Source organism: Nonomuraea sp. NPDC003201 (assembly GCF_053590415.1).
In genome coordinates this window covers 1-11,314 of record NZ_JBSFTC010000334.1, presented here as the reverse complement: position 1 = coordinate 11,314, position 11,314 = coordinate 1, and the positions used below count along the sequence as shown (strand labels likewise).

Here is an 11,314-nt window from a genome sequence, read left to right as displayed (position 1 = left end):
CTCCACCGCGTCCTGCCGATCCGTCCCTCGGGCGCCTCGGCACAGGCCGAGGTGGCGCAGGCGCTGACGTTCCTGGCGCGGCTGGCCTACCACCAGCAGGACCTGCTCACCATGCTGGCCGCCTCGTTACGCCAGCTCAACGCCGCCGACCGGACGCCGGACGCGGCCCTGCGCGCGGAGGCGTACGCGAACTTCGCCACCATCGCCCGCGTCGCCGGACGGCATCGCCTGGCCACCCGCTACGGCGCCCTCGCCGATCGATCGCTGAGCGACATCGACCACCCGACGGAGCCCGCGAGCCGCGCCCGCCTGGCCAGGGGCCTGGATCTGCTCGCGGCCGGGGACTTCGAGGCGGCGTGCGCGTCGTTCACCGAGTGCCGGGCCAGGACCGTCGACCCCCGGGTGGCGGAGAACTGCGCGGGGATGCTCGCCGAGACGGCCCTGTGGCGCGGCGACTTCGAGCAGGCGGCGGAGCTGTTCGCCGCCACGGCGGAGCAGGCGGCCAGGCGGGTGGGCGGCGACGACATCGGCCGCCACTGGTGCCTGATCGGCCAGGCCGAGGCGCTGCTGCGCCTCGACGGGACGAGCGCGGAGCGGATCGGGCAGGTCCTGGCGGCGGCCCGCGCGTCGACCGACCGCCGCCGCTCCCACGAGCAGCGACTCGGCCTGCGTGACGGCACGGTCATGCCGGTCATCCAGGAGATGCGCCTGCTCACGGCCGCGGCCCGCCTCGGGCGGATCGGCCCGGGACAGGCGCTGACCACGGTGCTGGACCTGGCCGCCCGGCTGCCGGCGGGCCGGCGCGGCATGCTGGAATGCTGGTCCGGCCTGGCCGAACTGCTCGTGTCCCTGCCCCCGGACGCCGCCACGGCGCGCCGGCTCGACCGGCACCTGGCCGGGTTCCAGTCCCGCCACCCCGGCGCCGCGGCCCGCATCGGCTGGGCCCGCGCCCTCGTCCTGGCCCACGCGGGACGGCGGAAGGCCGCGAGGAAGGCGGCGGAGCAGGCCATGAGGACGGCCGAACGGCTCTGCGCACCGTACGATCACCGCAGGGCGAAGGAGCTGACCGAGCGCTCCCCGGCCCGTCACGACCTCACGCCCCGCGGATGACGCGCCTTCCGACGACGGACGTGACGCCCATGGTGACGCCGATCCCGACCACGATCGTGACGGCGTAGGGGAGGGGTGCCGCGGCCTGGAGGGGGTTGCCTGTTTTGACGATGGCGAAGGGCAGGACCGTGACGAACGCGCCCACGCTTCCTGCGACGGTGCTGATGGCGGTGGCCGTACCGATCTCGCGTACCAGCATGCGCTGTGTCTGGGCGCCGGTCGCGCCGATCAGGGACATGGTCGCGAATTCGGAGCGGCGCCGGGTGATGGAGGCGACGAGGTTGTTGGTGAGGGCGATGGCCATGAACGCCGCGATCAGGGCGACGACGAAGTAGTTGATCGAGGCGAGGACCTGAGCGGTGCCGTTCGCCGTGCCGGCGCCGTTCTCGATGCCTTGCATGCTGAGCGTGCCGGCGGCGACGCCGACGAAGAGGGTCAGGAATGTCACGGTCGGTCGTACCCGGTCCGGGGCCACGGCGAGGTTGATCGCGGCCAGGCGGGACGGGGCGGTGGTCTGTGCCCGGCGGAAGGCACTGAGCGTGGTGTTCGCCGTGACGACGAGCTCCGGGGCGAGAATGCACAGGCCCGCGGCGACGAGTACGCAGCCGGGTCCGGTCATCGCGGTGGTGAGCACGTCGGCCGGGTCCATGGCGAGCACCGCGGCCGACGAGGCCAGGCCGGCGGCGATGATGATCGTCGCGGCGATACGGCGTCGCCGTTCCGGACGCCGTACGGTACGACGGCGCGGTGGCGGGGACGCGTCGGCCACCGGGCTGCGACGAGCGAGGGTGCGGCTGCCCATCCACGCGGCGAGCACGCTCGCGGCCAGCACGACGAGCATGCCGAGGACCGGGAGGAGCACGCCGGGCGCGAAGACCGAGGCCGCGTCGGTGAGCCCGGCGGCATGGATGCCGCGCATGACGATCCAGCCGACGAGGTAGCCGCCGGCCAGGCCCGGGAGCGCCGTGACGGCCGAGACGGCCGCCGTCTCGATGGCGAGCAGCTGCTGCACCTGCCGAGGACTGGCGCCGACGAGACGGATGCCCGCGATCTCCCCGGCCCGGCCGCCGAGCGCGACGCTGATCGTCGAGACCATGGCGAACAGGACGATCGCGACCGCCCACCCGCCCATGATGAGCGGGAACTGCACCAGGAACGCGCGGTCGGCGGCGGCCGTGCTCCGGGCCAGCCCGGTGCCGAGCAGGCTCATCATGCCCGTGACCAGGATCGTGCCGACGAGCGCGACCAGGCCGGTGGCGATCGCGGTGGCGCGGTGATGCGCGAAGGAGCGCATGGCGATTCTGATCATCGGCTCGCCGCCGCGTCGTTGGCGGCCTGCTCGGCCGATTCGACCAGAACGGCCATTCTGCCGGCGACCTGCTGCGCGGTGGGTCGCGGGAGGTGATCGACGATCCGGCCGTCGGCGAGGAAGAGGACGGCGTCGGAATAGGAGGCGGCGACCGGATCATGCGTGACCATGATGATCGTCTGGCCGCGGTCGGCGAGTTCGCGCATCAACCGCAGGACGTCCCTGGCGCTGCGGATGTCGAGGGCGCCCGTGGGCTCGTCGGCGAAGACGACGTCGGGGTCGGTGATCAACGCTCGCGCGACCGCGACGCGTTGCTTCTGACCGCCGGACAGCTGGTGAGGGCGGTGGCTGCCCCGGTTGCCGAGCCCCACGCGGGCGAGCAGATCGGTCGTGCGCGCCGGCGTCGTCTCCCGCGAGTCCAGGCGCAGGGGGAGCTCGACGTTGTCGACGGCCGAGAGCGCGGGCAGCAGGTTGAACGACTGGAAGACGAATCCGACGCGGCGCCGGCGCAACCGCGTGAGCTGGGTCTGATCGAGCGAGCGAAGGTCCTGCCCGTCGAGCTCGATGGAGCCGGACGTCGGCTGCTGCAGCCCGGCGGCGCAGTGCATGAGTGTGGTCTTGCCCGAGCCCGACGGTCCCATGATCGCGATGAAGGAGGACCGGGCGACATCGAGATCGACGCCGCGCAGCGCATGGACCGGCCCGGCCTCTCCGGGGTACTCGCAGCGTAGACCGCGGATGCGCAGCACGGGTGGCGCGGGCGCGGCGGTGGCGTACGGGGTCATGGAACCTCTCTAAATGATTGTTTTAAACGAACATCTTAAACGAACGTTTATTTGATACCGTAGGGCATGTGAGTGCGAAGGACAAGCTGCTGCTGGCGGCGCGCGACTGCCTGCTGACCAAGGGGTACGCGCACACCACCGTGCGAGACCTGGTCGCGGCGTCAGGGGCGAACCAGGCGTCGATCAACTACCACTTCGGGTCCAAGGAGCAACTGCTCACGCGGGCCCTGCGCGAGCTCAACACGGAGTGGGGTGAGCTGCTGTTCGCCGTGCTCGAAGAACCCGCCGGAACGCGGTCCGGCGATCGGGAAGCCCTGTGGGGACGGATCATCGACTCGATCCAGGCCAACCGGTCGCTGTGGTTCGTCAACTTCGAATCCGTGGCGTCCGCGCGGCAGGACGAAGAGATCCGGGGGATGATCGCCGGCGGTCAGGAGCTCGCGCGGGCATCGCTGGCGCGGGCGTTCGCGGGCCTCGGGCCGGACAGCGATCCGGGGGAGGTCCGGGCGGCCGGGTCACACTACCTCGCCCTGCTCGTCGGGCTCGCCTCGCAATGGCTCACCGATCCTGAACGCGCTCCGACGGCAGAGCAGTTCGCCGCCGCCGGCTTCGGCCAGCGCGGGTGATACCGCCTCTGCAGCCGATCGGGAGGACTCTGCGGAAGGCGGCGCTAAGGCGCAAGGGGAAGGCGCACCTCGAAGCAGGCGCCGCCGTAGGCGGAGTCCAGGACGGCGATGGTTCCCGAGTGGGAGCGTACGACGTCGGAGGCGATCGCCAGGCCCAGGCCGGTGCCGCCGTGCCCGCGGCTGCGGGCCGTGTCCAGCCGGGTGAACCGTTCGAAGACCCGCTCGCGATCTGCCTCGGGGATGCCCGGGCCGTCGTCGCCGACCGCCATGATGGCCTGCCCCCCATCGCGGTGCACCTCGACCTCGATCTTTTCGCGGGCATGCCGCTGGGCGTTGTCCAGCAGGTTCGTCAGTACGCGGGTGAGCTGGCTGGACACCCCCTGCACCGTGACATCTTCCGCCAGGCTCGCCCGGACCGGGATCCGATCGGCGCGCCGCCCCAGTTCCGTACGGGTCAGGTCTCCCAGGTCCACCTTCTCGCGCACCGCGGATGTGCTGGATCCGAGCCCGGCGAGCATGAGCAGATCCCCCATGATCGCCTGCAGCCGGTCGACGTCGCCCAAGGTCTCGGTGAGCAGCCCGTCCACGTCCCGGCCCTCCGGATATATCTGGGCCTCCTCCAGCTTGACGCGCAGCCCGGCCAGCGGGGTGCGCAGCTCGTGCGAGGCGTCGGCCACGAACCGCCGCTGTTCGTAGGTGGCCCGCTCCAGCCGCAGTAGCGTCTGATTGAGCGTATGGATCAGCCTGGCGATCTCGTCGTCGCCTTTCGGCTCGGTGATGCGATCGCTCAGATGGTTGAGGGTGATCGTGGCGAGCTGGGACCGGACGGCCTCCACGGGTCGCAGGATGCGCCCGGTGACCTCCCACGCGATCCACCCGACGCCGGCGACCAGGATGGCGGCCTGCGCCGCCACGATGGAGTCGACGAACGTGGTGGACGTCAGCGTCGTGGTGCGCCGGGCGGCGTAGACGATCGGGGACCCCGGCCCGTCCACCCGGAGCGCGGTGATGCGCAGGCAGCCGGGCGCGGGGTTGGCGCAGGTCTGGCTGTTCTCCATCGAACCGCCGGAAGAGGGCACCAGTTTCGCCATCGGCTCGCCGCTGGCCGACGGGGACGCCGCGAGCACATGCCCACTGGGACTCACGACCTGCAACAGATCCACCCCGGGCACCGACGGCTTGACCGTACGAGGCAGGACACCCGCGCGTACGGCGGCCGCCGCCAGCACCGCCTGTTGCTGCGTGTCCTGCCATGCCACATCGGCGATCGCCTCTGAGACCATCTTGCTCATCATCAGGGCAATGGGTATGAGGACCAGCAGCGTGCAGACGACGCTCAAGATCGTGAGCCGCCCGCGAATCGACCGCGGGCGCAATTTCGACAAATAGCTGCCCACACCCCCAAAGTAGTGAAACAGTCCTGGGCCAGGACAATGCTGGGGGAAAGCCTCGGCCAAGTCTCCGCGGGTGGCCACGACCTGCTCATGGGCCTTCCCCGCCGCCCACCGCTTATTACGCCGCCGGCTGGCGCCGGTGATGACCCTCACGACGCCGAGCAGGACCGCCCGGCATCGCCGAGTCCCGCGGCGGATCGAGCCCGCCGTGCTCGACCCGCCGCCGATCAGCGGCAGCCGCTTCATGGGCGTACGGCGGGCGGCCCCGTCTTTGCCGGGCCCGGCGCGGCGGACCAGGACGGGAGCCGCGGCGGGCAGGCCGAGCAGTGTGGCGCGACGGACCAGGACGGGGAACTGCGGCTAGCAGGCCGAGAGGCGCGGCGGCCTCGGGCACGTCCGGTCCACGGCCGCGCGGGACGCCTCCATGGTGTGATGATCAGAAGCGTCGTCCCGGTGTGGCGCGTTCCCTCAGATGCCGAGGAGATCGTCTCCTCCGGCGCGCCTCGTCATGGTCACCCGAAGCGTCAGCCAGTCGCCGCGGCGGCCCGCTTCGCCGCAGACACGCGCCGTCCGTAGGACCACGCCCCCACGACGAGAGCACCCCCGAGCCCTCCGAAGGCCAGCCCGCCAAACAAGATCATCCACGTCACGTCCCCGCTGCTGGTGAAGGGCGCCGGTGGCGCGAACCGCGGAATCACCCCCACAACGCTGAGCGGCGCCATGACCAGCAGCACAACCCCGTACACGCTGAGGCATAACCCCACCCCCCATGCCGGAACCAGGGGCAGCAAGGCGGGCACCCGCCGCCCGGCGAGAAACAGGGTCCACCGCGGAAAGACCATTCCCCACCGATGCACCAGCCCAAGAGCGAGAAACACGCCGAGCAGGGCCGCCAGCACCGTCAGGTCAATGCCGACAGCCGCCAGCGCCTGATAGACGGCATCCCCATCGCTCTCGACCCCCCGCAGCCAGGCCTCCCCGCTCACTCCAAGGGCATCACCGCCGAGGGTCCACACCGTCTTCACCCCCGCCCACGGCACGAGCCCGCACAGCAGCAGATACACCGCCCTCCGAACCCGCAACGAAGCAGCCACACGCCCTCCCGACGTCGAACATCCGTGACACCGCAAGGCTCCCGTCAAGGGGTGACGGCGCGCCTCCCTCGTACGAGGGAACCCGTTCACACCATCGGGTGAGGAAGCGATACACTGTACGACAACCGATGCGCCGTACGAAGGCGATGTGGCGGCGCGCGGTGATCTCCAACGTCAAGCCGGCGTTGCGCGGAACGGCACGGTCAACAGGTCATGTGCGGGCTCTCAGAGGTCACCCTGCGGCCTGCCGCTGGCGCAGCAACTCGGCTGCGATCGAGTACGGCGGTGCCGCGGCCCGGGATCGGGCGGCATGCTCGACGATCGCGTCCGGGACAGAGCGGTCGTCGGCGGGTCGGGGGTACGTGGCGTAGACCGGCTGGAGCATCGCGGCGTCGAGGTCGGTGAAGACGCCGGCGTCGGTGAAGACACCCTTGTGTGTCAGGTAGGTCAGCAGCCCGCGCCGGTCGGCGATGCCCAGGGAGGAGTGCAGGGCAATCGCTTCCCACACCCGGTCGACGTCCGCTGCGGCGATGCCGTGCTCGGTCAGCACGGATGCCGCCAGATCGGCGCCTTCCACTTCGAACCGGGCCTGGCCGGCCGCGAGGGTGCCCAGCCCCAGATCGTGCATCACGGAGGCGGCGAAGAGCAGGCTCTCGTCGTAGGCCGCATCTTTCAGGCAGCCTTCCTGTTCGGCCAGCAGGCGGGCGAACAGGAAGCTGCGGATGCTGTGGTCGGCGATCGGCGTGCTCTCCGTCTTCTGTACGAGGGCGAGGCTCGCGTCGGCCAGCGGCCCCGTGGGCAGGGCGAATATGGCGTTCATGCGCCGAACGTATGAGGGCGGAGCCAAGAACGAGAAGAGGCCCGAGTGCCATGCACCGCCAGGATCGGGTCATGACACCAGGTGGCGGTCCTCGTCCTGCCCGGTGTGTGAGTGATCGCGCCCAGGGAGCGAACCGCGCCTCGTGCCCTTGGTGGACGGCGTCTCGCGGCACGGCGCCGCTTGAAGGTACGGCTGGCGGCTTCAGCGGGCGGTCCGGGCCGGGCGGTACCGGTTACGGAAGGTGGCCGGTGTGGTGCCGGTGCGCTGGACGAAGTATTTGACGAAGTTGCTGGCGTCGAGGAAGCCGAGGCGGGCCCCGATGCGCGCGACGGGTTCTTCGCCGTGGGCGAGGAGGCGTTTGGCCTCCAGTACGACGCGACGGTCGATGAACTCCTTGGCGCCGACGCCGGCCGCGGCGAGCGCGGCCCGGGTCAAGGTGCGCGGCGAGTATCCGAGGGCGCGCGCGTAGTGTCCGACGTCGCGGGCCTGGGTGAAGCTGGTTTCGACGGCGGCGCGGAAGCGCTGGAAGGTCTCCGCGTGCTCGGCGGGCGGGGTGCCCACGGGTGCGGTCAAGTGGGTCAGGCGCAGCAGGAGCACGGCGAGCAGTCGCTGGAGGATGGCCGAGCGGGTGGGGGTCGGCATGTGGGTGGTGCCGTATTCGCGGGCGAGATGGTCGAGGGCCCGGTGCAGGGCGGGGGCGTCCTCTGCGGTGATCTGCCACAGGGTGCGTCCGAAGGGGTCGTCGAGGCGGACGTCGGCGGCGGTGGCGGGGTCGAGGAAGTCGGGCTGGAACAGCACCACAGTGCCGGTCGCCGCGCTGAGGTCACCGAAGCGCTGTACCTGGCCGGGGCGGACCCACAGCCAGGTGCTGTCGGTGGCGGCGTAGTCGGCGAAGTCGATCATGTGCCAGAGCAGCCCCTGTTCCACCGTGAGGAGCAGGTGGAAGTCCGGGCGCTGTGCGCGGCCGGCTCCCTCGGCGTCCCGGGCGCCGTCCACCCCGCCGTGGCGATGCAGGCGGCGGCGCAGCTCGGCGATCGGCATCACTTCGACACCGACCGCGCCGGCCTCCGGCGGGACGTACTGGATCTCCGGGATCGCTTCGTGTCCGTTTTTCACCACGACGAGACCTCACCGTACCTGGGCGGAGCCTTGCACGGCTCCTATGTTTGAACTCAGTCGAGAGCATATGCGGCGGCAAGGACGTCGCAGCTCCCGGCCGATATCGATGACTGACTTCTACCAACGTCAGGAGGCCCGAATGGCAGACCGTACCCGTCTGACGTACGCGTTCGACGCCTACTGCGGCTGGTGCTACGGCTTGGGCCCGGCGCTGCGGCAGTTCGCCGACGGCAACGCGGACCGTATCGATCTGCGGGTGTTGTCCGGGGGTCTCTTCTCCGGCCCGCGCGCCCTGCCCGTGGCGGCGTACCCGCACATCCCGGCCGCCGGCCGGCGCGTCGCCGCCGCCACCGGGGTCACCTTCGGTGAGGGCTACAAGCACGCCCTGGCCATGGGGACCCTGGTGCTGGACTCCACCGACGCCGCCGTCGGCCTGGTCGCGTTGAGCCGCCAGGCTCCCGGACGCGTCCTGGAACTGGCGAGCGCCCTCCAGCGCGCCTGGTGCGTCGACGGCCACAGCCTCTCCGACCTCGACGTGTACCGGTCCATAGCCGCCGGGCACGGCCTCGACGCCGACGCTGTCGCCGCAGCCATCCTCGACCCGGCCGCCCGCACCGAAGCCGAAGACGGCTTCCGGGAACTGCGCCGGCTCGGCGTCGACGCCTACCCGACCCTGCTCCTGCACACCCCCACCGGCATCCACCGGCTCGGCGGACCGATCTCCAGCGCCCTCCAGCTCACGGAGGCCCTCGACCGGCACATGGCCCCCACCTCCGCCTGACCGCCCCCCCCGAACCACCACAACAGATCACAAAGGAAAGCACTGCCATGACGAACATCGCTGTCTTCGGCGCCAACGGCACGATCGGCTCCGCCATCGTCCGCGAGGCCCTCGACCGCGGCCACACCGTCACCGCCGTCGTCCGCGACCCCGCCAAGGTCACCGAACACCACGCGAACCTGACCGTCACCACCGGCGACGTCCTCGACGCCCAGTCGGTCGCCGCCGCCGCGAAGGGCGGCGACGTCGTCGTCAGCGCTGTCGGCGGCGGTGACGGCCCCGGCCACATCGCCACCATCAAGCCGGCCGCCGTCGCCCTCACCGAAGGACTGCGGACCCTCGGCGGGCAGGCACCCCGCCTGATCACCGTCGGCGGCGCCGGGTCCCTGCGCACCCCCGACGGCAAACAGGTGTGGGACGCCCCGGGCCTGCCCGACTTCCTGCTGCAGATCATGCACGCCCACGGCGACGCCCTCGACTACTACCGGACCGTCACCGACGTCGACTGGACCAACATCAGCCCCGCGGCCATGATCGAGCCCGGCACCCGCACCGGCAGCTACCGCACCGCCCTGGACGACCTCATCACCGACGACGACGGCAACAGCACCATCACCGTGGAGGACTACGCGGTCGCCCTCGTCGATGAGATCGAGCAGCCCAGGCACCGTGGGCAGCGCTTCACCGTCGGCTACTGACCGACAGGCGCCTGAGGCTCTTGCAGCCTCCAGCCCGGCAACGCGGGGAACTACGCACAACAATCGGTGAGGGATGCCCGCCTGGACGGCATCACCGACGCTTCCGTTGCCGCGAAGTTCCCCGCGGCGGCCCAACAGCCGTGTGACGGCAGATAGCCGTTCGCCGTGGGCAACCACGACAAAGGTCGCCCCCAGAGGTCCGGCTCGCCGAAGATCCCCGCCGCCGCCCTCACCGAGCTCCAGGGCACGGGGGACCGGGGCTGCCCAAGGACTGGACGAGCTGTGGTGGAGCCCCGTAGCGGCTTCACGCATGGTGCCGGCGTAGTCGTCGATCACGCCGGTGCGGAAGAGGCCCGAGTGTCACGTGGACGCCGAGGGGCGCCAGTTCGGCGTGGATGGTCTGGGTGAATCCCGCATCGGGGAGCTGCTCGCGGACGGCTTCCACCTTCCGTTCGGTGATGTCCGGCCGCGAGCGCCGCGCGCGTGATTTCCAGGCCGAACCCACGGGACGATCCTGGGCTTCAGGCGGTGCGCAGGTCGAAGGCCGCCCGGTTCTGGGCGACGAAGCTCTCGACGTCGAGGGGGTAGGTGCCGACGATCGTCTTCACGACATCGTTGGTGCCGGCGAAGTGGTTGAGCTCCGCCGGCCCGTACAGCGGGTAGATCTTGCCGGTGGCGGGGCGGGGTCCTCCAGGATGGCCGCGATCACCCTTGCCTGGTCGCTTTCAGCGATCGGGCATGGCGTCCGTCGGCGAAGGGCGGCCGCAGTTCGCCGGTCCCGTCGGCCCAGGTGTCGATCAGCCACTGGGCGAAGAAGGTCGGACGGATGTGGGTGACGGCCACCGGGAAGAGGTCCAGCACGCGTTCGGCGACCCAGTGCTGGCGTGCCGCGTTGCTGGCGGAGTCGCGACCTGCCCCTTCGCGAGGGCGTAGAACGGTTCCTTTTCGCAGATCAGTCGTCACCGGCGCCGGGCCGGTCTCCACCCGTACCTGCTCGCCGTCGCCCCGCAGCTCAACCGTAGATGCGCGGCTTTTCCCGACTGGATACCCGGGTCGCCTTGCGGCGGCGGGCTTCCGGGAACAGATGCAAATATCACCAAACTCGCGATGGCGTTCGTCACCGATGACAGTCCACATCGGCATCTGCCGGTCGAGCGGCGGAGCCGCGAGACTTTTCGGCAACCGGAAGGAGCGCAATCATGATCATCGATCGGACTGCGCCGCGGGCCGGAACCGAGGCGGTGGCTCGGTCCCGCGGTGCGCACCCTGCCGTCGCCGCTGGTGTTCGTGGTGTTGCCGGCCCTGCCTCGTCGCACGGGAGGGCATGTGCCTCCCGGCGAGCGGTGAAGCCGGTCCCGATCACGTGGCCGCGCCGGGGCCTGGCAGCAGGTCGACGTCGCCGGCGTGCATCGGCTGGCCGCAGTGGGCGCAGCGCAGGTCGGTACGGCTGATCTCGCCGCATGCGTGGTGGCGGTAGAGGACGGGCGGTCCGGCTTGGCCGGCGAGCCATTTGTCGCCCCAGCCGGCCATGACCATGAGCAGGTCGATCAGTTCGGTGCCTTTGAGGGTCAGGTGGTA

At 70.9% G+C, this 11,314-nt stretch carries 11 protein-coding genes and 1 pseudogene; 4 read left to right on the top strand and 8 right to left on the bottom strand.

What is annotated here, in order from left to right; translation table 11 throughout:
* A partial coding sequence (locus ACWDX9_RS52580) for a hypothetical protein (protein ID WP_449969458.1) occupies nt 1–1,110 on the top strand: 1,110 nt, incomplete at its 5' end.
* Here the strand turns inward: ACWDX9_RS52580 and ACWDX9_RS52575 are convergent.
* Nucleotides 1,094–2,419 (bottom strand): FtsX-like permease family protein, encoded by a 1,326-nt coding sequence (locus ACWDX9_RS52575; RefSeq protein WP_449969455.1) that lies wholly within the window; start codon nt 2,417–2,419, stop codon nt 1,094–1,096. The genes ACWDX9_RS52580 and ACWDX9_RS52575 overlap by 17 nt on opposite strands.
* Nucleotides 2,416–3,204, bottom strand: coding sequence for an ABC transporter ATP-binding protein (locus ACWDX9_RS52570; protein WP_449969452.1), 789 nt, complete (start codon nt 3,202–3,204; stop codon nt 2,416–2,418). Before ACWDX9_RS52570 ends, ACWDX9_RS52575 begins: the two co-directional genes overlap by 4 nt.
* Before the next feature lie 68 nt (nt 3,205–3,272).
* On the opposite strand from ACWDX9_RS52570, the gene ACWDX9_RS52565 reads away from it, so the two are divergent.
* Nucleotides 3,273–3,830, top strand: coding sequence for a TetR/AcrR family transcriptional regulator (locus tag ACWDX9_RS52565; RefSeq protein WP_449969449.1), 558 nt, complete (start codon nt 3,273–3,275; stop codon nt 3,828–3,830).
* Nucleotides 3,831–3,874: 44 nt separating this feature from the next.
* On the opposite strand, the gene ACWDX9_RS52560 is transcribed toward ACWDX9_RS52565, so the two are convergent.
* The 4 genes from ACWDX9_RS52560 to ACWDX9_RS52545 form a co-directional block, all read right to left on the bottom strand.
* Nucleotides 3,875–5,113 carry a sensor histidine kinase gene (locus tag ACWDX9_RS52560; RefSeq protein ID WP_449969446.1) on the bottom strand — a complete coding sequence of 413 codons (1,239 nt, stop codon included), beginning with the start codon at nt 5,111–5,113 and terminating at the stop codon, nt 3,875–3,877.
* 635 nt (nt 5,114–5,748) lie between these two features.
* On the bottom strand, nt 5,749–6,288 hold the full coding sequence (locus tag ACWDX9_RS52555; protein ID WP_449969444.1) for a hypothetical protein: 540 nt from the start codon (nt 6,286–6,288) through the stop codon (nt 5,749–5,751).
* A gap of 262 nt (nt 6,289–6,550) precedes the next feature.
* On the bottom strand, nt 6,551–7,138 hold the full coding sequence (locus tag ACWDX9_RS52550; protein ID WP_449969442.1) for an HD domain-containing protein: 588 nt from the start codon (nt 7,136–7,138) through the stop codon (nt 6,551–6,553).
* Between the two features lie 201 nt (nt 7,139–7,339).
* Nucleotides 7,340–8,257, bottom strand: a complete 918-nt coding sequence (locus tag ACWDX9_RS52545) for a helix-turn-helix domain-containing protein (protein ID WP_449969440.1) — start codon at nt 8,255–8,257, stop codon at nt 7,340–7,342.
* A 139-nt stretch (nt 8,258–8,396) separates the two neighbouring features.
* Here ACWDX9_RS52545 and ACWDX9_RS52540 point away from each other — a divergent pair, with 139 nt between their 5' ends.
* Nucleotides 8,397–9,038, top strand: a complete 642-nt coding sequence (locus ACWDX9_RS52540; protein WP_449969437.1) for a DsbA family protein — start codon at nt 8,397–8,399, stop codon at nt 9,036–9,038.
* A gap of 47 nt (nt 9,039–9,085) precedes the next feature.
* Nucleotides 9,086–9,736 carry an NAD(P)-dependent oxidoreductase gene (locus ACWDX9_RS52535; protein ID WP_449969434.1) on the top strand — a complete coding sequence of 217 codons (651 nt, stop codon included), beginning with the start codon at nt 9,086–9,088 and terminating at the stop codon, nt 9,734–9,736.
* Nucleotides 9,737–10,441: 705 nt separating this feature from the next.
* Here the strand turns inward: ACWDX9_RS52535 and ACWDX9_RS52530 are convergent.
* Entirely contained in the window at nt 10,442–10,918 is a 477-nt protein-coding gene (locus ACWDX9_RS52530) for a hypothetical protein (protein ID WP_449969432.1), read from the bottom strand.
* Nucleotides 10,919–11,095: 177 nt separating this feature from the next.
* Nucleotides 11,096–11,314: pseudogene (locus tag ACWDX9_RS52525) on the bottom strand (winged helix-turn-helix transcriptional regulator); the annotation flags it as partial.